Origin of the sequence: Sphingomonas crusticola (assembly GCF_003391115.1) — a bacterium.
GTDB classification, from domain to species: domain Bacteria; phylum Pseudomonadota; class Alphaproteobacteria; order Sphingomonadales; family Sphingomonadaceae; genus Sphingomonas_I; species Sphingomonas_I crusticola.
The window spans coordinates 671,628-692,474 of the sequence record NZ_QTJP01000001.1 but is presented as its reverse complement, the minus strand read 5'-3'; the positions used below and the strand labels follow the sequence as shown (position 1 = coordinate 692,474).

Annotated in this window: 17 protein-coding genes, 1 pseudogene and 1 riboswitch; of the genes and pseudogenes, 14 read left to right on the top strand and 4 right to left on the bottom strand. The window is 63.2% G+C overall.

Annotation, left to right across the window (positions count from 1 at the left end; translation table 11 throughout):
• Nucleotides 1–37 precede the first annotated feature (37 nt).
• On the top strand, nucleotides 38–2,638 hold the full coding sequence (gene metH / locus DX905_RS03300) for a methionine synthase (RefSeq protein WP_116090059.1): 2,601 nt from the start codon (nucleotides 38–40) through the stop codon (nucleotides 2,636–2,638).
• 201 nt (nucleotides 2,639–2,839) lie between these two features.
• Here the strand turns inward: metH and DX905_RS03295 are convergent, their stop codons facing one another.
• Together DX905_RS03295 and DX905_RS03290 are read right to left on the bottom strand one after the other, a co-directional pair.
• On the bottom strand, nucleotides 2,840–3,952 hold the full coding sequence (locus DX905_RS03295; protein WP_116090057.1) for an alpha/beta hydrolase: 1,113 nt from the start codon (nucleotides 3,950–3,952) through the stop codon (nucleotides 2,840–2,842).
• A 392-nt stretch (nucleotides 3,953–4,344) separates the two neighbouring features.
• Nucleotides 4,345–4,779, bottom strand: a pseudogene (locus tag DX905_RS03290) (serine hydrolase); the annotation flags it as partial.
• A 232-nt stretch (nucleotides 4,780–5,011) separates the two neighbouring features.
• Nucleotides 5,012–5,102, top strand: a riboswitch (glycine riboswitch).
• Nucleotides 5,103–5,262: 160 nt separating this feature from the next.
• Here DX905_RS03290 and gcvT point away from each other — a divergent pair.
• The 12 genes from gcvT (at nucleotide 5,263) to DX905_RS03225 (ending at nucleotide 18,099) form a co-directional block, all read left to right on the top strand.
• On the top strand, nucleotides 5,263–6,381 hold the full coding sequence (gene gcvT, locus DX905_RS03285; RefSeq protein WP_116090053.1) for a glycine cleavage system aminomethyltransferase GcvT: 1,119 nt from the start codon (nucleotides 5,263–5,265) through the stop codon (nucleotides 6,379–6,381).
• On the top strand, nucleotides 6,378–6,749 hold the full coding sequence (gcvH, locus tag DX905_RS03280) for a glycine cleavage system protein GcvH (protein WP_116090051.1): 372 nt from the start codon (nucleotides 6,378–6,380) through the stop codon (nucleotides 6,747–6,749). Before gcvT ends, gcvH begins: the two co-directional genes overlap by 4 nt.
• A 385-nt stretch (nucleotides 6,750–7,134) precedes the next feature.
• Nucleotides 7,135–7,920: a class I SAM-dependent methyltransferase gene (locus DX905_RS03270; protein ID WP_240320700.1), complete on the top strand. Its 786-nt coding sequence runs from the start codon at nucleotides 7,135–7,137 to the stop codon at nucleotides 7,918–7,920.
• Nucleotides 7,920–9,278 (top strand): aminomethyl-transferring glycine dehydrogenase subunit GcvPA, encoded by a 1,359-nt coding sequence (gene gcvPA, locus DX905_RS03265; protein ID WP_116090049.1) that lies wholly within the window; start codon nucleotides 7,920–7,922, stop codon nucleotides 9,276–9,278. The genes DX905_RS03270 and gcvPA overlap by 1 nt, the downstream gene beginning before the upstream one ends.
• A complete protein-coding gene (gene gcvPB / locus DX905_RS03260) occupies nucleotides 9,275–10,837 on the top strand; it encodes an aminomethyl-transferring glycine dehydrogenase subunit GcvPB (protein WP_116090048.1) in 1,563 nt (520 codons plus the stop codon). The genes gcvPA and gcvPB overlap by 4 nt, the downstream gene beginning before the upstream one ends.
• A 384-nt stretch (nucleotides 10,838–11,221) precedes the next feature.
• A complete protein-coding gene (locus DX905_RS03255) occupies nucleotides 11,222–12,070 on the top strand; it encodes a GGDEF domain-containing protein (protein WP_116090047.1) in 849 nt (282 codons plus the stop codon).
• A 176-nt stretch (nucleotides 12,071–12,246) separates the two neighbouring features.
• Entirely contained in the window at nucleotides 12,247–12,456 is a 210-nt protein-coding gene (locus DX905_RS03250; RefSeq protein ID WP_116090046.1) for a hypothetical protein, read from the top strand.
• Nucleotides 12,453–13,544 (top strand): DNA cytosine methyltransferase, encoded by a 1,092-nt coding sequence (locus DX905_RS03245; protein ID WP_420822134.1) that lies wholly within the window; start codon nucleotides 12,453–12,455, stop codon nucleotides 13,542–13,544. The genes DX905_RS03250 and DX905_RS03245 overlap by 4 nt, the downstream gene beginning before the upstream one ends.
• On the top strand, nucleotides 13,541–15,613 hold the full coding sequence (locus DX905_RS03240; protein WP_116090044.1) for a BbrUII/HgiDII family restriction enzyme: 2,073 nt from the start codon (nucleotides 13,541–13,543) through the stop codon (nucleotides 15,611–15,613). The genes DX905_RS03245 and DX905_RS03240 overlap by 4 nt, the downstream gene beginning before the upstream one ends.
• Before the next feature lie 48 nt (nucleotides 15,614–15,661).
• The gene (locus DX905_RS03235) at nucleotides 15,662–16,042 is read left to right on the top strand and encodes a very short patch repair endonuclease (RefSeq protein WP_116090043.1); all 381 of its coding nucleotides are present in this window, start codon (nucleotides 15,662–15,664) and stop codon (nucleotides 16,040–16,042) included.
• A gap of 186 nt (nucleotides 16,043–16,228) precedes the next feature.
• Entirely contained in the window at nucleotides 16,229–16,651 is a 423-nt protein-coding gene (locus tag DX905_RS15920) for a hypothetical protein (RefSeq protein ID WP_162875432.1), read from the top strand.
• Nucleotides 16,615–18,099, top strand: a complete 1,485-nt coding sequence (locus DX905_RS03225) for an ImmA/IrrE family metallo-endopeptidase (RefSeq protein WP_116090041.1) — start codon at nucleotides 16,615–16,617, stop codon at nucleotides 18,097–18,099. The genes DX905_RS15920 and DX905_RS03225 overlap by 37 nt, the downstream gene beginning before the upstream one ends.
• 87 nt (nucleotides 18,100–18,186) lie before the next feature.
• On the opposite strand, the gene DX905_RS03220 is transcribed toward DX905_RS03225, so the two are convergent.
• Nucleotides 18,187–19,203: an arginase family protein gene (locus tag DX905_RS03220; RefSeq protein ID WP_162875431.1), complete on the bottom strand. Its 1,017-nt coding sequence runs from the start codon at nucleotides 19,201–19,203 to the stop codon at nucleotides 18,187–18,189.
• Between the two features lie 292 nt (nucleotides 19,204–19,495).
• Nucleotides 19,496–20,494, bottom strand: coding sequence for a ligase-associated DNA damage response exonuclease (locus tag DX905_RS03215; RefSeq protein ID WP_116090039.1), 999 nt, complete (start codon nucleotides 20,492–20,494; stop codon nucleotides 19,496–19,498).
• 109 nt (nucleotides 20,495–20,603) lie between these two features.
• On the opposite strand from DX905_RS03215, the gene DX905_RS03210 reads away from it, so the two are divergent.
• The gene (locus tag DX905_RS03210) at nucleotides 20,604–20,816 is read left to right on the top strand and encodes a hypothetical protein (RefSeq protein ID WP_162875430.1); all 213 of its coding nucleotides are present in this window, start codon (nucleotides 20,604–20,606) and stop codon (nucleotides 20,814–20,816) included.
• The last annotated feature ends 31 nt before the right edge of the window (nucleotides 20,817–20,847 follow it).

The following is a 20,847-nucleotide window of genomic DNA, read 5'->3' as shown; positions in this document are numbered from 1 at the left end:
TGGACCCTGAAACCAGTTCAGGGTGACGAAGAGAATAATGGCCAGCACCCCCTCCACCGCCCAGTTCGTGAATATCGGCGAGCGCACCAATGTCACCGGTTCGGCGGCGTTCAAGAAGCTCATCATGGCCGGCGATTATGCCAAGGCGGTCGAGGTCGCGCGCCAGCAGGTCGAGAATGGGGCGCAGGTCGTCGACGTCAACATGGACGAGGGCCTGCTCGACGCCGAATATGCGATGACCACCTTCCTCAAGCTGATCGCCGCCGAGCCCGATATCGCGCGCGTGCCGGTGATGGTCGACAGTTCGAAATGGAGCGTGATCGAAGCCGGGCTGAAGTGCGTCTCGGGCAAGCCGATCGTCAATTCGATCAGCATGAAGGAAGGCGAGGAGGCGTTCCTCGCCAGCGCGCGCAAGGTCATGGCCTATGGCGCCGCCGTCGTCGTCATGGCGTTCGACGAGGTCGGTCAGGCCGATACCAAGGAGCGCAAGGTCGAGATTTGCGACCGCGCCTATCAATTGCTGACCGGCATCGGTTTCCCGCCCGAAGACATCATCTTCGATCCCAACATCTTCGCGGTCGCGACCGGCATCGACGAGCATCGCCGCTACGCGATCGATTTCATCGAGGCGACGCGCGAGATCAAGGCGCGCTGCCCGCATTGCCATATCTCCGGCGGCGTCTCGAACCTCAGCTTCTCGTTCCGCGGCAACGAGCCGGTGCGGCGCGCGATGCACAGCGTGTTCCTCTACCACGCCATTCAGGCGGGCATGGACATGGGCATCGTCAATGCCGGCCAGCTCGACGTCTATGACGCGATCGATCCCGAGCTGCGCGAGGCGTGCGAAGATGTGATCTGGGACCGGCGCGAGGATGCGACCGATCGTCTTATCACGCTCGCCGAGCGCTATCGTGGCACCGATGCCGTCGCCGAGAAACAGGCTGAGGAATGGCGCAGCTGGGATGTGCGCAAGCGGCTCGAACATGCCCTGGTCAAGGGCATCGACCTGTACGTCGTCGAGGATACGGAGGAAGCCCGCCTCCAGCATGCCCGCCCGATCGAGGTGATCGAAGGCCCGCTGATGGACGGCATGAACGTCGTCGGCGACTTGTTCGGATCGGGCAAGATGTTCCTGCCGCAGGTGGTGAAGTCGGCGCGCGTGATGAAGAAGGCGGTTGCCCACCTGCTGCCCTATATCGAGGCCGCCAAGGAAGTCGGCGCGCGACCCAAGGGCCGGATCATCATGGCGACCGTCAAGGGCGACGTGCACGATATCGGCAAGAATATCGTCGGCGTTGTACTCGCGTGCAACGGCTATGACATCATCGATCTCGGCGTGATGGTGCCGTGGACCAAGATCCTCGAAGCCGCCAACGAGAATGACGCGGACATGATCGGCCTGTCCGGCCTGATCACCCCGTCGCTCGACGAGATGGTGACGGTCGCGGCCGAGATGGCGCGCGCCAACATGACGATGCCGCTGCTGATCGGCGGCGCCACGACGTCGAAGGTTCACACCGCGCTGCGCATCGATCCGGCATATAAGGGCCCGGTGGTGCACGTGCTCGACGCCAGCCGTGCGGTTGGCGTCGCCTCGACCCTCATGTCGGATACGCAGCGCGACGCATTCGTCGAGAAGACGGCGACCGATTATGAAGCGGTTCGCGTAGCGCGGGCTGATAAGGGTCAGAACGACCTCGCTTCGCTCGCTGAGGCGCGTGCCAATGCCTTTCCTTATGACGCCGCGCAGAAGCCGCCGGCGCCGTTGCAGCCGGGCACCCATGTGTTCGACGATTGGCCGCTCGACGATCTGCGTTCCTACATCGACTGGACGCCGTTCTTCCGCGCCTGGGAACTGGCCGGCAATTATCCTGCAATTCTCGAAGATCCCGTCGTCGGCGAGAGCGCCCGCGGGCTGTTCGCCGACGCCGAAGCCATGCTCGATACGATCATCGCGGAGAAATGGCTGACGGCGCGCGGCGTCGCGGCGCTCTGGCCGGCGCATCGCGAAGGGGACGACATTGTCGTTTCGCACGGCGGTCAGGACGTCGCCTTTCCGATGCTGCGTCAGCAGATCAAGAAGCGTGAGGGCAGGGCGAATATGTGCCTCGCCGATTTCATCGATCGCGAGGATGATTGGTTCGGCGGCTTCGCGGTCGGCATCCACGGCATCGACAGCCACATTGCCCGCTTCAAGGCGGACCATGACGACTATAAGGATATCCTGCTCAAGGCGCTGGCGGACCGTCTCGCCGAAGCCTTCGCCGAACGGCTCCACCTCCACGTCAGAACGAACCTATGGGGTTATTCGGCTGGCGAACAATTGACCAGCGAGGCTTTGATCAAGGAGCAATATCGCGGCATCCGCCCGGCGCCGGGCTATCCGGCCTGCCCCGAGCACAGCCTCAAGCCGATCCTGTTCGACCTGCTCGGCGCCACCGAGACGACGGGTATGACGCTGACCGAAAGCTTCGCGATGCTGCCGACTGCCGCCGTCTCCGGCTTCTATTTCGGCCATCCCGAAAGCCAGTATTTCGGTGTCGCCCGCATCGGCCGTGACCAGCTGGAAGACTATGCGGTTCGGCGCGGTGTCGACCTCCAGACGGCTGAACGTTGGCTGCGTCCCAACCTCGATTGAGCGGGAGGCGGCTTTAGGCACTCTTCGAACGGCTGAGGGTGGGGGAAACGGAACGGCTGCTTGCGGGTCCGCATCGGCAGAAAGCAGACGTTCGCCCGTGGGGCTCGGGCGACAGCTTCGCGCCTCAAATGATCGTTTAAAGGCTAAGGCCGGCGCCCAGACGCAGCGCTCGGTTACGGTCGAGCGGCGACAAGGTACGCCTTACCGCACGTGCCCCATCGCCTTGCCGCGTTCCGCCGACAGCGTGTCTCGAAGCCAGTCGCCAACCAGTGTCGCGAGGCGGGGCGATCCGAGGTACGGGCCCAAGTTTGACACCTGATTGGGCATGCCTGTGACCTCGCCTTCCTGGAACGAGTGGCCGAGTCCGTCCAGCATCACAATTCGAGCGCGGCGGTTGCTCGCCAACGCAGCGCGTGCCGCAGGTGCGTCGTCCAGCGCCATCGGATCCTTGGTTCCGTAGACCGCTAGAACGGGTATGTGCAGCGCCTTGAGATCGGAGGCGGAGCGAAGCTTGCTTGCTTTCCACGCCTCTGGAACGTCGATCATTGCGAGCGCTTGTTCCGCCTGCGGGCGCGGGAACCCCGCTGCTTCGAACCGGTCGACGACGGTCGCGCGAAGGCGGGTGATCGTTTCCGCATTTTTGCTGTCCGCCCGAGCCTGGAGCAAAGCCATCACCGCATCCACCGCCTGACCGGCGAGGGCTTCGCGGCCGCCGCCGGTCATCTTCACTACCTGCCTAAAAATCCCTTTTCGCACGTAAGGCAGCCCGTCGCCGACATTGCCCGCCAGCGTCACCACGGCCGCGATCTCGGGATCGGCAGCTGCCACAGCGGGCGCGATCACACCGCCCCCGCTATGACCGACCAGCGCGATTCGGCTGCCGACGATGTCCGAGCGACGGCGCATCGCCGCGACCGCGGCGGCGGCATCCGCAGCCAGCCGGTAGGAATCCTCTTCGAACGTGCCCGTCGACTGCCCGGTACCGCGCTTGTCATATTCCAAGGCAGCTATGCCGTCGGCTGTCAGTCGTTTGATGATCTCGGAATAATTGCCACGCCCACCGGGCCCATGCCCCGTAATTAGCACTGCCACGGGATAGGGGCCCTTGCTCTGCCCTTGCGGCAGATACAGTGTTCCCGCCAGCACAATACCCGGTTCGGATGAAATGCGAATTTCTGTCGCGTGAGCTGCGGGACCGACCGTCTGTGCCTGCTGCGCCTCTACGCGGCCGGCAACGCCTGTCGCGAGCAGCGGGAGCAGGGCCGTTAACAGCCGCAGCGCGACGCGGCGGGACACATTGGCCATGGCTTTCATCGGTGCTCCACTCCCCCACCTTTGCGGCACGATCAGTTTGCCGTGCCCAATCTTTCCCCTTGGCGTTGCTGAACAGCTGCTCGTGCCATTCGCAACGCTCGTTTGCTGTGCAAAACCTAGATATGTAGAATTACGAGTCAAGGGTGACGGGGTTTATAATGGTGTGCTGTTCAGAAAGTGTGCTGAATGTCCGCAATTGGGCCGCAAAAAGCTAATATCCGCCACCAGATGAGACATGAATGAGTGTCCGTATGAGGCGGCGCCGGCAAACGTCGGAATGGCCGACTTTGGGTCTTTGCTGGCGCAAGGCTGCTGGTCAGTACTAGGCTCGAGTCGGCGGTTAAGTCCGGTGGCCTTCGGCTCGGAAATTAACGGCCTTCATGCTTTCCTGTTCATTCGGCCGGCAAGTGGTGCGCGGCGAACAACGCAATGCTCTCGGCGGTGCCCGGATCGCGGTTGGCCAGCACGACTACCGTGTAACCATGCTTGAGGAAGTGGTGCAACGAACCGCTCATACCCGGTGCGCCGCCACCATGTCCGATGAAGCGTCCGGTGCCAGCCATGGATCCACCGAAATCAAGACCGACGAACTTGCCCTCGCCCGTCTTGATCCCACCCTCCGTTAGCTTCCGGAAGGTCTCGCTACGCAACAGCCGGTGCGAGGTCACCGCGACGATAAATCGATGGAAGTCGCCGACCGTCGAGTAGCCCCCGCCGGCCGCTGTCCCGTTGAGCCGAAGCGTTTCGTCGGCGCGCTTGAGCCGAGCGCCAGACCCCATATAGCTGACCGCACGGCGCAGAACGGCTGCGCTCTCCGGCCAGTTGCGCCAATCGCGACGCTGTTTGTCGTTCTTGTGTTTCTTTGGTTAACAAAACCGCGGCAGCCGACCAACGACCGCTAACCATCCTTGCCGGCCGCTTCTAGACGCCGGTCGAGCCCGGCTTACCGATAGCAGCCGCATCAGCGCGCGTGGCGAGGGGCCTTTCGCATGCCCAAGCTCGATTGACTCGAATCTGCGGCCCGTGCAGGGTCGCTGCGTCGTCGGCGGGCAACCGCCGGAGGACTGCGCGGGAGAGCGTTCGCTTTGAGCGGGCCACCGAAGGAGCAACCGCCCCGGAATCTCTCAGGTCAACGGACCGCGCGGAACTTCAGACACTCTGGAAAGCGAGGGCGGGCAACCGCGCTCCACCGAAGGTGCAAGCGCCGTTCCGATGGCGTGAAAGCTCTCAGGTTCCCGTGACAGAGGGGGCGATGGACAGAAGCGGCCGCAAGGCCGGCTGGCCGTCGTTCTCTTGCCGGGAAGCATGTGATGAGCGCCGACGACCATATCGCCGAACCGCTGCCGCTGGATGCGTGGCACCGCGCCCGTGGCGCGCGCATGGTGCCGTTCGCGGGCTATTCCATGCCGATCCAATATGAAGGCATCATTGCCGAGCATGCCTGGACGCGCGAGCATGCCGGCCTGTTCGACGTCAGCCACATGGGCCAGCTCACCTTGTCGGGCGACGATGTCGATGCCGCGCTTGAGACGTTGCTGCCCGGCGACATCATGGGGCTTGGCGTCGATCGCATGCGCTATTCGCTGCTGCTCGACGACACTGGCGGCGTGATCGACGATCTGATGGTCACGCGCCGGGCGGACGATTTCTATATGGTCGTCAACGGCGCCACCAAGCATGGCGATATCGCCCACATGCGGGCGCGCCTCCCGGCGAGCATCGCGCTCGTGACGATGGACAGCTACGGCCTGCTCGCCTTGCAGGGGCCGGAAGCGGTGACCGCGCTTTCGCGCCTCGTCCCCGGCGTCGAAAATCTCACCTTCATGACCGCCGGTCTATTCGGCCATGGCGAGCATCCGCTGTGGATCAGCCGCTCGGGCTATACCGGCGAGGATGGGTTCGAGATTTCGCTGCCCGCGCACAGCGTCGACATGTTCGCGACGCTTTTGTGCGCTCAGCCGGAGGTGAAGCCGATCGGCCTCGGCGCGCGCGATTCCTTGCGGCTGGAGGCGGGCCTGCCGCTCTACGGCCACGATCTTGACACCCATATCAATCCCGCCGCCGCCGATCTCGGCTTCGCCATTTCCAAGCGCCGCCGCGTCGAGGGCGGTTTCCCCGGCGCGGATGCGATCCTCGCCGATCTGCGCGACGGTGCGAAGACGAAGCGCGTCGGCTTCGCGGTCGAAGGCCGCCTGCCCGCGCGCGAGGGCGCCGCGATCCTGTCCGGCGACAGCCGCGTCGGCACCATCACCTCGGGCGGGTTCGCCCCCTCGGTCGGCGCGCCGATCGCGATGGGCTATGTCGAGTCCGCCTATGCCGCCCCCGGCACCGCGCTCGAGATCGAGGTGCGCGGCAAGCGTCTCGCCGCCACCGTCACGCCGATGCCGTTCGTCCCCCACCGCTATGTCCGCAAGGGAGCCTCCGTATGACCACCTATTTCACCAAGGATCATGAATGGATTTCGGTCGAGGGCGATAGCGCCACCGTCGGCATCACCGATTATGCCCAGGCTCAGCTTGGCGACGTCGTGTTCGTCGAGGTGCCGCCCGCCGGCACCGCCGTCGCCAAGGGCAAGGAAGCCGCCGTCGTGGAGTCGGTGAAGGCCGCGTCCGACGTCTATGCCCCCGTCTCCGGCACGGTGACCGAGGCCAACGCCGCGCTCGAGGCCGATCCCGCGCTCGTCAACACCGCGCCCGAGGCCGACGGCTGGTTCTTCAAGCTCACCTTGTCCGATCCCGGCGAGCTCGAAGGCCTGATGGACGACACCGCATACAAGGCGTTCGTGGCCGGCCTGTGATGATCGCGGCCGCGCTCGCCTTGGCAATGCACACTGCCTCCATCCCTGTCATGGATGCGGCGCGCGTCGACGCTCAGATCGCGAGTCTCGATGGCAAGGTAGTGCGGGTTCGAGGGTGGCTCGGCACCTGCACGCACTTCGATTGCGCGCTTTATGCGACGCAGGCGGACGAGGCGCAATTCATGAAAGTGCTGCGTTCGCGAGGTGTAGGCTCTCGATATCCGGCCCGGATTTCAATTGGCAGCGAGCGTTCTTTCGATCGCTTGGCTCAGGGGTTTAGCCATCATTATGTGACAGTCACGGCAACCGTTAGCAGCGCCTGTCGCCTGCCACGTGGGATTTGCACCGATCGGGCGCCCGATCTCGTTCCTATTGCAATCAGGTCTTGGCGGGGCCCGGCCAGATGACGCCCAATGCCGCCAGCCGCTGGGATGCGGCCGAATATGCCAAGGGGGCGGCGTTCGTGCCCGCGCTCGGCGCGCCGGTGCTCGCCTTGCTCGCGCCGCAGCCGGGCGAACGCATTCTCGATCTCGGCTGCGGCGACGGCATCCTCACGGCAAAGATCGTCGCGGCAGGCGCCACCGTGGTCGGCGTCGACGCGTCCGAGGACATGATCGCCGCCGCTTTGGCCCGCGGCCTCGACGCCCGTCTCGGCAACGGCGAGGCGCTCGCCTTCGACGCCGAATATGACGCGGTCTTCTCCAACGCCGCGCTCCACTGGATGCTCGACGGCCCCGCCGTCGCCGCCGGCGTCTATCGCGCGCTCAAGCCCGGCGGGCGCTTCGTCGGCGAGATGGGCGGGCAGGGCAATGTCGCCACTTTGCGCGCCGGCATCCGCGCCGAGCTGACCAAGCGCGGCTATCCCGTCCCCACCAACGACCCGCAATGGTATCCCGCGCCGGCCGAGTTCGCCGCCATCTACGCAGCAGCCGGCTTCACCGACATCGACGCCCAGCTCATCCCGCGCCCGACCCCGCTCCCCGACGGCGTCGCCGCCTGGCTGCGCGTCTTCCGCGCCGGCTTCATGGACGCGTCCCGCGTCCCCGATTCCGACCAGGCCGAGATCGCCCGCGCGGTCGAAGCCCAGCTCGCCCCCCAGCTCCGGCAGCCCGACGGCAGCTGGCTCGCCGATTATGTCCGCCTCCGCTTTTCCATGAGGAAGCCCGTTTGATGCGTTATCTCCCGCTGTCCGACGCCGATCGCACCCAGATGCTCGCCGCCGTCGGCGCGGCCTCGATCGACGATCTGTTCGTCGACGTGCCCGCGCCTGCGCGCCTGTCCGGCCCGGTCGAGGGCCTGCCGCTGCACATGACCGAAATGGCGGTCGAGCGGAAACTCGGCGCACTCGCGAAGCAGAATCTCGCCGCGGGCGACGCGCCCTTCTTCCTCGGCGCCGGCGCCTATCGCCACCATGTCCCGGCGAGCGTCGATCACCTCATCCAGCGCGGCGAATTCCTCACCGCCTACACGCCCTACCAACCCGAAATCGCGCAAGGGACCCTCCAGGTCCTGTTCGAATTCCAGACCCAGGTCGTGCGTCTGTTCGGCTGCGACGTCGCCAATGCGTCCATGTATGACGGCTCGACCGCCTGCTGGGAGGCGATCGGCATGGCGCGCCGCATCACGCGCCGCACCAAGGCGATCCTGTCCGCGGGCCTCCACCCCCATTATGTCGCGGTCGCCCAGACCATGGCCAAATTCACCGGCGACACGCTCGCCACCGCGTTCCCCACGCTCGACGGGGCAGGGGACGACATGGCCCGCCTGCTCGGCGCGATCGACGGCGAGACCAGCTGCGTCGTCGTCCAGAACCCCAACATCCTCGGCCACATTGCGGATCTCGGCGAACTCGCCGAGGGCTGCCACGCCAAGGGCGCGCTCCTGATCGTGGTCGTGACCGAGCCGGTCTCGCTCGGCGCGATCAAATCCCCCGGCGAGATGGGCGCCGACATCGTCGTCGGCGAGGGCCAGTCGATCGGCGTCGGCCTCCAGTTCGGCGGGCCCTATCTCGGCCTCTTCGCCACGCGCGACAAATATGTCCGCCAGATGCCCGGCCGCCTGTGCGGTCAGACCGTCGATGCCGACGGCAAGCGCGGCTTCGTCCTCACCCTCTCCACCCGCGAGCAGCATATCCGCCGCGAGAAGGCGACCTCCAACATCTGCACCAATTCGGGCCTGTGCGCGCTCGCCTTCACCATCCACATGACGTTGCTTGGGGAGAAGGGCCTGCGCGAATTGGCCGCGATCAACCACGCCCGCGCCTCCGCCGCGGCGGACGTGCTCGCGGCCGTCCCCGGCGTCGAGCTGGTCAACAAAGCCTTCTTCAACGAATTCACCCTGCGCCTCGCCAAGCCCGCCCGCCCGATCGTGCGCGCGCTCGCCGACCGCAACATCCTCGCCGGCGTGCCGCTCGGCCGCCTCTACGCCGACACGGGCCTCGAGAATGGCCTGATCGTCGCCGTCACCGAAACCACCACCGAGGAGCATGTCGCGACACTTGCTTCCGCGCTCCGGGAGCAATTGGCATGACCATCAACCAGTCCGGCTGGCGCCCCGAAGCGCCGCTCGCCAACGGCGCGGGCGAGCAACCCACCTTCACCGGCAACCGCGCGCTCATGCTCGAAGAGCCCTTGTTGTTCGAGCTCGGCTCGACCGACCGCACCGGCGTCGATTTCGAGGAAGCGCCCGCCGCCCCCAATCGCCTCGCCGGCCTCGAACGCGGCGCGATCAACCTGCCCGGCCTGTCCGAGCCCGAGACGGTGCGCCATTATACCCGCCTCAGCCGCCAGAATTACGCGATCGATCTCGGCGTCTTCCCGCTCGGCTCATGCACGATGAAGCATAACCCCCGCCTCAACGAGCGTATCGCCCGCTTGGCCGGCTTCGCCGACATCCACCCGCTCCAGCCGGTCTCGACCGTCCAGGGCGCGCTCGCCGTCATCAATCTCGTCGGCGAATGGCTGTGCAAGCTCACCGGCATGCCCGCCGTCGCGATGAGCCCCAAGGCCGGCGCGCACGGCGAACTCTGCGGCCTGCTCGCCATCCGCGCCGCGCTGGAAGCGCGCGGCGACGCCCGCCAGGTCATCCTCGTCCCCGAAAGCGCGCACGGCACCAACCCCGCCACCGCCGCCTTCTGCGGCTATGCGGTCGAGAATATCCCCGCCACCGCCGAAGGCCGCGTCAATCTCGATGCGTTGAAGGCCCGCCTCGGCCCCGACGTCGCCGGCGTGATGATTACCAACCCCAATACCTGCGGCCTGTTCGAACGCGACATGACCGCCATTTCGGAGGCGGTCCACGCCGTCGGCGGGCTGGTCTATTGCGACGGCGCCAATTTCAACGCGATCGTCGGCCGCGTCCGCCCCGGCGATCTCGGCATCGACGCGATGCACATCAACCTCCACAAGACCTTCTCGACCCCGCATGGCGGCGGCGGCCCCGGCGCCGGCCCGGTCGTCTTCTCCGCGGCACTCGCCCCCTTCGCGCCTTTGCCCTTCGTCGAGCAGACCGGCGACGGCGCCTTCCGCCTGGTCGAGGAGGAGACCGCCGAGGATCATCACGCCCACAGCTTCGGCCGCATGGTCGCCTTCCATGGCCAGATGGGCATGTTCACCCGCGCCGCCGCCTACATGCTCAGCCACGGCGCCGACGGCCTGCGCCAGGTCTCGGGCGACGCCGTGCTCAACGCCAATTACATCTTGCGCCAATTGGAGGACGTGCTCGACGCGCCCTTCGCCGCCTCCGGCCCGTGCATGCACGAGGCGCTCTTTTCGGACAGCGGCATGGCGCCGGGCTTCACCACGCTCGATATCGCCAAGGGCCTGATCGACGAGGGCTTCCACCCGATGACGGTCTATTTTCCTTTGGTGGTGCATGGCGCGATGCTGGTCGAGCCGACCGAGACCGAGAGCAAGGCCGGCCTCGATCAGTTCATCGGCGCGCTGCGCTCGGTCGCCGAGCGCGGCCGGGCAGGGGACGAAAGCCTCAAATCCGCCCCCCATTTCTCCCCGCGCCGCCGGCTGGACGAGACGGCGGCGGCCCGCTCGCCCGTGTTGGCGCAGCGCCTGCTGGCGGATCAGGACGACTAGGAAAGCAAACCCACCCCGCTCATGCTGAGTAGAGACTGAGTAGGCGCGTCGGCGCCGTATCGAAGGCTCGTATCGAAGCATCGGCTGATCGGCCGATGCCCGCGTTGCTACGTCCCGACCTCGCCTGCTTCTCTCCGGGTGCGCGCCCCAGGCGCCACGGGGAAATTGTGCCACGATGGACCATGAAACGAGCCTGCCGTGGGCATGTCGAAGGGGCCAAGGTGACAAAGAAGAAGTGCGCGCGCACCCCGGCAAATGCGCCACGCCACCGAAGCCAACCTATAATATTTTCCAACGGGCCTTCCCCGCCCGACGCCACCCCCTGCCACCGCAAAAACCTCGCCGCACGCGGACACTTCCTCCCGCGCTCGGGTTGAGCGTCCCATGCGTTTCTACCACGCCACGCGCTGGGTCTTTCCCCGCAGCTACCACCTCCGCATCTTCGCCATCTGCTTCGGCGCGGTGCATCTGCCGATCGCGGTCTTCTGCCTCGCCGAGCTCGTGCTCGGCCAGTGGGACTGGGCCGTATTCCTGCCGCTGCTGGGCGCGACCCTGGTCGGCACCGGCGCCGCGATCGTCGCCCTCCACGCGATGCTCGCGCCGATCGCCCACGCCACCGATCTGCTGCGCACGATCCAGCGCGGCGGCCGCGTACCGGCGGTGCCCGTCGGCGGCGAGGATCTCGTCGGTGAGCTCTTGACCGGCGTCGCCCGCGCCTCCGCCGCCACCGCCGCCCGCATCACCACGCTCACCGACGCCGCCGGCAAGGACATGCTGACCGGTCTGCTCAACCGCCGCGGCTTTACCGACGTCGCGGCGCACACTTTGCGCGCCGATGCCACCTCGGCGATCGCCCTGCTGGATCTCGATCATTTCAAGGCGATCAACGATCGCTTCGGCCATGACGAAGGCGATCGCGTCCTCACCGCCTTTGCCCGCCGCCTCGAAGCGGGGCTGCGCAAGGGCGATAGCGCCGCGCGCTGGGGCGGCGAGGAATTCGCGATCCTGATGCCGGAAACCGATCTGGAGGACGCCACCGCCATCATCGAGCGGCTGCGCCTGTTGCTCAGCCTCGACAATATCAGCGCCGCGGACAGCCCCGCGCTGACCTTCTCGTGCGGCGTGACGGCGCTGCAGGGGTACCAGTCGTTCGATGCGGCGTTGGTGAAGGCCGACCAGGCCTTGTACGCCGCCAAGCGCGGCGGACGGGATCGGGTGGAGCGCCGGAGGTAGGGGGCGCGACGCCGCCTCCCGGTCCGTCATTGCGAGGGCAGCTCGGCGGCAATTCAGTTCACACGCCAGTCTACGGTGCGATGCAATCGTCCCTTACCACCACAGGCAGCGTATGAGCACTTATACTATCTGCGCAACTTCGTTGCGCAAGCGGATGACAATGCTATCATGGTTTCATGAAACGCGGGGGATCAGCGCTGGGGGAGCGTCAAATTTTAGCCGAAGAGCACTTGCAGATAACCGTCCCGCGCGAGACCAAGAAGAGCCTCAAAATTCGCTCGGCAGAAAGCGGTGATCCGATGAGGGTCATCGTATTGAGGGCGCTGGCCGAAGCCGGAATTCGGGTTCCCGACGAAGAAGTATTGGACCGGAGAAAATCGAAGTGAGGGGGGAGACAATCAGGGAAACATTTAGGACTACGACCGCGTCTCGCCCGCGTGTCGCGTCGGTCGTTGATTTGTTTTGTGGGGCTGGGGGCTTGTCTCATGGCTTCAAGCAAGAAGGCTTCGACATTGTCGGCGGGTTCGATACCGACGAAGCATGCCGGTATGCATTCGAGTCAAACAACGACGCACCGTTCATCCGTCGCGATGTGGCGAAGCTAAAATCAAATGATATCAATGCCCTTTTTGTACCGGGGAAGGCACGCGTTCTAGTGGGATGTGCCCCTTGCCAACCGTTTTCAACTTACAATCAGAAGAATGACGATCCAAAATGGGAGCTTCTATCGCGGTTCGGCGACCTCATTGAGAAAGTCCAGCCTGACGTCGTTTCGATGGAGAACGTACCCAGGCTGCTAGCATTTAGAGAGGGAGCGATTTTCGAGAGTTTTGTTAAGAAACTGCGAAAGTCCAGTTACCAGGTCGCGTGGGGCGTGCTGTTCGGTCCTGAGTTCGGGCTCGCTCAAACGCGCTCAAGGCTGGTTCTTCTGGCTTCCCGGTTGGGCCCGATCACGCTTCCTACACCGACGCATGATGCATCTAACTATCGCACGGTTAGGGATGAGATCGGTGACCTGCCTTCGATCTCCCATGGAGAGGCAGATGACAGCGACCCATTGCACTGCGCCAGCCGGCTGTCAGAAACGAACGCGCGGCGCATCGCCTCTGCAAAACCAGGAGGGACTTGGCGCGACTGGCCCGAAGAGCTAGTCGCAGAATGCCATAAGACTGAGACCGGCAGAGGCTATTCCTCCGTCTATGGCCGTATGACGTGGAGCGCGCCATCACCGACGATCACTACTCAGTTTTTTGGATTTGGTAACGGGCGTTTCGGTCATCCCGAGCAGGATCGAGCGTTGAGTCTTCGTGAAGGAGCGCTCTTGCAAGGGTTTCCTCGAGCCTACGAATTCGTGGAGCCGGGCCGCCCCATACAAATTAAAAATGTTGGTCGCCTGATCGGAAACGCCGTACCCGTGAAGCTAGCAGCAGCTATCGCGCGGTCGGTCCGACAGCACATTGAGACACGCGCATGAGCGTCAAACGCAAACTAGAGATGACGATCAGCCTCAATGCCTTGGAGCATCTAGGCATCAATCTTTACAGTAATATTCCGGCGGTTCTCTCTGAAATTGTCGCGAATGCGTGGGACGCGGACGCTACGAAGGTCTCAATTTCTATCGACAAAGCAAATGGAACCATCACCATTGAGGACAATGGGACAGGAATGGACCGGGATGGCGTCATAGACCGCTTTCTCACGGTCGGGTTCAAGAGGCGGGAGCAGCTAGGAGAGAAAACCCCGCTAGGTCGTCTGCCAATGGGCCGCAAAGGCATCGGTAAACTTTCGATCTTCTCAGTTGCTCAGGTGGCGGAGGTCTTCACAACATTACACGGTGAAAAAACGGCCTTCCGTATGGACAGGGAAGTCATTCGAAAGGCGATCGCTGGTAAGGGTAAGGACAATTACGAGCCCGAAGAGCTTTCGACGTGGCCCAAGGACCTGAAAGCCGGAACCCGTATCGTTTTGTCCAAAACATCAAAATCACTTTCAGGAATGACTGCTGAAGGGCTCCGTCGCCGCGTCGCGCGCCGCTTCTCGGTCATTGGCTCCAAAAGCAACTTTGACGTGTCCGTTGATGGTCATAAAATCGGACCGGAAGACCGTGCTTACCACAACGTCGTACAATACCTCTGGACCTACGGTGATCAGTCGGCATTTACGAAAACCTGTAAGCATCTTGAGCGCAGTGCTGAGGCAAGGCTGACGGCAGTGAATGCGGAGCTGAAAAAGGCGGGGCTGACCTTGACTGGCTGGATCGGGACGGTCGCAAAGCCGGATCAGCTAAAGGACGAAGAAGGCGACAATCTCAATCGCATCGCAATTTTTATGCGCGGAAAGCTCGCTCAAGAGGATGTGCTGGACGAATTCGGCCAGAAGGAAATTTACGCTGATTACATCATCGGCGAGCTGCATTGTGAGCAACTTGATCTCGATACGGACGGGGATATCGCAACAAGCAGTCGACAAGCACTCAAGCAGGATGATCCGCGGTTCGAAGCGCTGAGAAGGATAATTTTGTCCGAACTGCGGTACATTGCCGGCAAGTGGAGCGACTGGCGGCGTACCGATGGCGCGAAAGCTGCGGCCACCGTTCCTGCGGTTTCTGCTTGGCTAGCAAATTTGCAGGGCGAAACAAAGAAGAGAGCCGAGCGCTGGATCGGGAGGCTCAACACCATCCGTTCGAACAATGACGAGGAAAAAAAGGAGCTATTGAAGGCTTCGATCCTCGCCTTCGAAAGCTATCGTCGCAAGGAAGAGTTAGACCGCCTCGACAACATAAAAGACGAGAATCTTGACGAGATTCTCGCGATTTTCGAGAACATCGATGACCTGGAGCTGAGTTACTACGGCCAGATTGTGAAGCTTCGAGTGGGTATTATCACCGCCCTCCAGAATAAGCTGAAGGCAAACGACAAGGAGCTCGTCCTACGCGATTACATCTTCGAGCACTTGTGGCTGTTGGATCCGTCTTGGGAACGGACCAAAGGAACCGAACATGCTGAAACGCTCGTCGAAAAATTTCTTGAAGACAATACCAAGAGCCTCAAGGGCGCGGCCAAGGCCGGTCGGATCGATATTGGATATCGGACCGCCAACGGGAAGCATATCATCGTGGAACTCAAACGCGCCTCGGTGGTGGTGCCGGTCGACGAGCTTATGGCGCAAATTCGGAAGTATCGTGATGGCGCAAGAAAGATCCTGGATAAGACCGCGTTCAAAGGCTGGCCCATCGAGATCATATGCCTGCTCGGCAAGGAGCCGCCGGAATACAAGGAAGCCACCGGGGCCAAGGGAGTTGCCGATACGTTGAAAACGGTGGATGCAAGGATCGTTTTCTACGACGAACTGCTAACTAATGCTCAACAGGCCTACGCCGACTATTTGGAAGCACATGTCAAAGTCGACAAGCTGTGGGGTGTCTTTGAAGCGATTGACGACTTTACCCCGCCGCCAAAAGCTCTCCCCGCTGCCGCGCCAATCCGAGCCCTACCGAGCCCAGCCACGAAGGCCAAAGCCAGGTCTGCGGCCAAAGCTAAATAAATCCGGTGATGAAGCGTGGCGGTGATCGACCCGATCCGAAGCAAAATTATGCGCGCCGTTCGGCGCGCGAACACGAAACCAGAAATGGCCGTTCGACGCGCTTTGCATGGTGCCGGCTACCGTTTTCGCCTCCATCGTAAAGGGATGGCGGGAACGCCTGATCTAGTGTTGCCCCGGTACGGCGTAGCAATCTTCGTGCACGGTTGCTTCTGGCACCGGCACGATGGCTGTTCAAAAGCAACGATGCCTAAGACCCGAGTTGAATTCTGGCAGATCAAGTTTCGGCAAAATCAGGCTAGAGATCGTCGCAATGAGGCGCATCTCCTCAAAGAAGGCTGGCGCGTTTTGACAGTATGGGAGTGCGAAACGAGGACTCCTGAGGAGCTAATCGCGCGTTTATGCACCTTCATAAGCCACCAACCGACATAATCGCATTGAATGGGTAGAACGCGAGCGGCAGCTGTCAAAACCCATTAAGCATTTATGAGCGCAACCGTTTTGCGTGCGGTTGAAGCGCAGGCACGCCGCGCAGGATGCGGATCATATCGTCATAGGTCAGCCCGCCCAGATGTGCCTGGGTTGCAACCGTTCGCGGCACGCGAGATAGCGTGCTTGGTGAATAAGGAGTCTCCAAAAGCCCAGATGCGCGCTTACGAGAAGGGTTCTGAGCGGTACAAACACGTCGGAACGGCCGATGAGCCAGAGATCGTGTTTATGAATGGTGTGCCGAAACATGCGCTCGGTAAATGTCCCAAGGCCGTTCCTGACGAAATAAAGACGCAACTGCTCGGCGAGGCGCTTCCCGCTGCCAATGGCGATAGAGAACAGAGTTACCCTAGAAGGCTCCATGTCGTCCACGCAGGTGCGATCTATAGAGCTGAGACGACTACCGCAGGAAAATCCTATCACGCTTTTCCCTATGCGGGGAAACTCGGAAAGGCACTAATCGCCGAATTGGGCGAGATGGCAGACAGGAAGCAGTGTCGTGCGGCATTCGACAAATGGCTCGCGAAATATATAACGCCGCATGGAAAATGAGCACAGATCCAATCTTTCGGCTTGAACTTGCCCCGGTAGATCCCGACCGGACGCCGCTGCTTTGCGCGCTGTCCGTGATCGCGGCCGGAGAAACCGTGTGGCCAGTCGCGGGCGAGGCCGATTGTTCCGTAGAGGTGCCGATAGACGATATTTTCGCTCACCTCGCAGAATTCTGGAAACCGCTCCTGCTGCGTCAAACCTATCCCTTTGCACTGGCACCTGCCCGGCCCAATTCGCTTGTGACTAGTGCTGAAAATCACTGGGCTAACGCGCCGCAGGAACAGGTGGACGAAGAGGCAACAGAACTCGACCATTTCGAGGAGGCGCATAACCTCGCATTGGCCTTTGGCGGATTGTTTGATCTGCCGCCGCTCTGGTTGGTTCGCGAAGGTGATGAGATGCTTTGCGACACGGGCCGTAGCCTGACGCGTCTGCCCTTTGCGGCGGTGCTGCGGGAGTTGACGGCAGTAGGCGATAAGATCGCGGAACAACTTGTCGCGGTGAACAGCGACAAATGGCAACCCATCGTCGATGTCTGGAAAGCGCGAGATACTGCAAGCGAGGTTTCGCTCGTAGCTTGGTCGGCGAGTATCGATTCCAATGTTGCCGCGGAGCTGATCAGCAACGGTCTCATCGAAGCTCCGAAGAGTTTTGCCCAGGCCGCCAATGACGATGACGAGCTTCTCATCGCAGCACGTGTCGCCGGAGCGCTTCCGACAGAGCAAATTGTCCAGATTCTCGAGGTTGCGCGCGGCTTTTCGAGACATGAGGCTCCAAAGCTTGACGCCATCTCGTCAGAGGCGATGTATCACCTCGGAGGGCTCAAAGGGCTCGAACCTTTTGCTGAGGGCGAGGCACTCGCGAACTTCGTGCGAGAAAAGCTCGATATCGGGCCAAGCGAGACAGTGGATATCTTCGGATGCGCTGACTACCTAGGTATCGAGGTGCGTATTGAGGCTGTCGGCCCGGGGACGTTTGACGGACTTGCAATCGCCGGCAGCAGATTTGGGCCTGGTGCCTTTATCAATCGCAACAGCGGCCGTGTGCGCGATAAGAACAGTTCGGACCTAAGTGTAAACCCGGGCGCGCGCGTAACGCTGGCACATGAACTTTGTCATTTGCTCATCGACCGCAGTCATCCGCTCAGTGCAGTCGAGGTTTTGCGTAGCAGGATGCCCTCCAAAGTTGAGTCGCGCGCGCGCGCCTTCGCTGGCGAATTCCTGCTGCCGAGCGCGACCGCGGCGAAAATTTGGAACGAGGTGGGCTCTCCGATAGAACAGGAGGCGCTCGAAGCGGTTCTTCAGCGACTAGCAGATACGTACGGCGTATCGTTCAGCGTGGCCTCTCGGAAAGTCCAACATGGCGCACGCTGGGGCCTGGAAAGCGGCGGAAGCGAACATTTTCGTCAGCTGCGCGCGGCTCTCGATAGCCTCGCACTATACCGCTGAGGGAATGGGTCAATACTCGGGTCGTTGTGGTTTCTCGCTGGCCTGATTGCCGGCGGTTCTCACGTCTTGCTGCGAAAAGCAGTCCCGTTAAAGCACCAACCCCATCGTCACCGCCGCAATCCGCGCCGCCACCAGCCCCGACAGCAAATGCCGGTCGTCGCGCGCCGGCACATATTCCACCATCGCCAGCCCGACGATGTCCGCCTTGGCGGCCACGCCGCGCAGGATGCGGATCATATCCTCATAGGTCAGCCCGCCCGGCGTCGGCATGTTCACCGCCGGCAGCACCGCCGGATCGATCCCGTCGCAGTCGATGGAGATGAACACTTTCGCGCGCGGTTCGATCAGGTCGGTCACCGCCGCTGGGCCCGCCTCGTGCAGCCTGTAGGAGCTGACGAGCTGCGATCCCCACGCGCGGGCATCGTCATGCTGCCAGCTCTCGCCCGATCCCAACCCCCTGATGCCCACCTGCACCATGTCCGCGACCCACGGATATTCCGCCGCGCGCCGCATGGTCGATCCATAGCCATAGGGGTTGCCCTGCAGCACGTCGGCCCAGTCGACATGCGCATCCACCTGCAAGATCGTCAGCGGCCCGTGCCCGTCATACGCCGCCAGCATCGGGATCGGCACGCTGTCGTCCCCGCCGAGCAAGATCGGCACTGCGCCCGCGTCCAGCACCTTGCGCGTCGCCGCCGTGATCCGCGCGCGGTTCTGCGCTGCATCCCACGCATTGGTCGGCACGTCGCCCGCATCCACGCAGCCGCGCGTGTCGCCATTCTTGATGTCCGGAAACATCGTCGCGTCGAGATCGAAATCATATTGGCCCAGGCTCTTGCCGAACTGCGCCGAGGCCTTGCGCAAGGTCGTCGGCCCGTCGGTCGAATGGCTCGGCTCCCCCGCCACATAAGGCGACCCCTCCGACGCCCCGAACACGACAACTTTCGCGCCGTCGAGATTGTCGAAATCCGCTTCGGGCAGGTCGATAAAGGTCTGGCGCTTGGGCATCAGGCGGAGACGTTTCGGATGCGGCGCGGTTCCCGCCAGTGGCGACCCGCGAAGCGCTACCACGAACCCGTCATCCCAGCGAAGGCTGGGATCCATCTCCCTACCCCTATCGGCAGCGTGCGTGGCGGGCGCCATGGATCCCAGCCTGCGCTGGGATGACGGGGAGGGGGCCCCACCTTGACATATCGTCAAATGTTCGCTATATGTTCCAACGGGAAATGACGCGCCTCCCGGCAAATCATTAAGTTCGTTTCTGGTGTTTTTTTTATTTTCGTCGCGTTTTCGGCTCTTTGAAACATCGTCAGCCAGCCATCGTCTGACGACCTGAATAAACCAGGCGGGGCAAAAGCCTCCCGCGTCCTGACGCGCCGCCTATCGCTCTGCGCGCTCAATCGTCCTCATCCTCATAATGCGCCAGCGCCAGCGCGCGCGCCTTGATCTGGCGGGTCATGCACCAATGGACCAAAGCCTCCTCGCGGCCGTGCGTCACCCACACCTCGGATGGCGCGATCTCCTGGATCGTCGCGGTCAGCTCATCCCAGTCGGCATGGTCGGACACGATCAGCGGCAGCTCGACATTGCGCTGCCGCGCCCGCTGGCGCACTCCCATCCAGCCGCTCGCCATCGCCGTGATCGGGTCGGGCAGGCGGCGCGACCAGCGATCGTTGAGCGCCCCCGGCGGCGCCAGCACGATCGCCCCCTTCATCTCCGCCGCCTTGCGCCCCGTCGCGGGCAGCAGCGGGCCGAGCTCCACCCCCCATTCCTGATACAGGTCGCACAGCCGTTGCAGCGCGCCGTGGAGGTAGATCGGCTCGTGATAATTGCGCCCGCGCAGCTCCATGATCACGCGCTGCGCCTTGCCCAGCGCATAGGCGCCGACCAGCACGCACCGCTCCGGATTGGCGTGCAGCGCCTCCAGCAGCCGGTCGATCTCCGATCCGGTATCGGGGTGGCGGAAGACGGGCAGGCCGAACGTCGCCTCGGTGATGAAGATGTCGCACGGCACCGGCTCGAACGGCGCGCAGGTCGGGTCCGGCCGGCGCTTGTAATCGCCCGAGACGACGATGCGCTCGCCCTTATGCTCCAGGATGATCTGCGCCGATCCCAGCACATGCCCCGCCGGCACGAAGCTCACCTCGACGTCGCCGACCTTCAGGCTTTCGCCATAGGCGACCGGCTGGCCGTTCTGCGGCCCATAGCGGCAATCCATGATCGCCAGCGTCTCGGGCGTCGCCAGCACCGCGCCATGCCCGCCGCGCGCATGGTCGGCATGGCCGTGCGTCACCAGCGCGCGCGCCTGCGGGGTCGACGGGTCGATCCACGCATCCGCCGCCGGCACGTACAGCCCGTGCGGGTGCGGTTCGATCCAGGAGCCCAGCCGTGCCATCCCCTCCTATATGGTCCGGCGCGCCATCGGTTCCAGCGCGCGCCCTGCGCGGGGCCCGGAAACCAATCCCGCCCGTTGCGTTGTCGATACGAACAACAGGAGATTGATGATGGGTGGCTTGGTCTCGGAAGTCGGCGGCAGTCTCGGCCTGGTCGCCGCGATCGGCGGCGTCCTGATCTTGATCGTGCTGATCTACGCGATCATGCGCAACCGCCAGCGCACGCCGCGCGAGGAAGCGCGCACGGAGCAGGCGACCCGGGATCTCTACGCTCGCACCGATCGCCAGGATCAGGCGAGCGACCCCGATCCCACGGATCGCTGAGCCTCCCAATCCTCCCCCGCATTGGCGGGGG

What these genes read in the sequence shown, in the direction of transcription:
- gcvH (WP_116090051.1), top strand. Translation starts at nt 6,378, where the DNA reads ATGACCACCTATTTCACCAAGGATCATGAATGGATTTCGGTCGAGGGC.
- gcvPB (WP_116090048.1), top strand. Translation starts at nt 9,275, where the DNA reads ATGACCATCAACCAGTCCGGCTGGCGCCCCGAAGCGCCGCTCGCCAAC.
- DX905_RS03240 (WP_116090044.1), top strand. Translation starts at nt 13,541, where the DNA reads ATGAGCGTCAAACGCAAACTAGAGATGACGATCAGCCTCAATGCCTTG.
- DX905_RS03235 (WP_116090043.1), top strand. Translation starts at nt 15,662, where the DNA reads ATGCGCGCCGTTCGGCGCGCGAACACGAAACCAGAAATGGCCGTTCGA.
- DX905_RS03250 (WP_116090046.1), top strand. Translation starts at nt 12,247, where the DNA reads ATGAAACGCGGGGGATCAGCGCTGGGGGAGCGTCAAATTTTAGCCGAA.
- DX905_RS03210 (WP_162875430.1), top strand. Translation starts at nt 20,604, where the DNA reads ATGGGTGGCTTGGTCTCGGAAGTCGGCGGCAGTCTCGGCCTGGTCGCC.
- DX905_RS03255 (WP_116090047.1), top strand. Translation starts at nt 11,222, where the DNA reads ATGCGTTTCTACCACGCCACGCGCTGGGTCTTTCCCCGCAGCTACCAC.
- DX905_RS03215 (WP_116090039.1), bottom strand. Translation starts at nt 20,494, where the DNA reads ATGGCACGGCTGGGCTCCTGGATCGAACCGCACCCGCACGGGCTGTAC.
- gcvT (WP_116090053.1), top strand. Translation starts at nt 5,263, where the DNA reads ATGAGCGCCGACGACCATATCGCCGAACCGCTGCCGCTGGATGCGTGG.
- metH (WP_116090059.1), top strand. Translation starts at nt 38, where the DNA reads ATGGCCAGCACCCCCTCCACCGCCCAGTTCGTGAATATCGGCGAGCGC.
- DX905_RS03225 (WP_116090041.1), top strand. Translation starts at nt 16,615, where the DNA reads ATGGCTCGCGAAATATATAACGCCGCATGGAAAATGAGCACAGATCCA.
- DX905_RS03220 (WP_162875431.1), bottom strand. Translation starts at nt 19,203, where the DNA reads ATGGATCCCAGCCTTCGCTGGGATGACGGGTTCGTGGTAGCGCTTCGC.
- DX905_RS03295 (WP_116090057.1), bottom strand. Translation starts at nt 3,952, where the DNA reads ATGAAAGCCATGGCCAATGTGTCCCGCCGCGTCGCGCTGCGGCTGTTA.
- gcvPA (WP_116090049.1), top strand. Translation starts at nt 7,920, where the DNA reads ATGCGTTATCTCCCGCTGTCCGACGCCGATCGCACCCAGATGCTCGCC.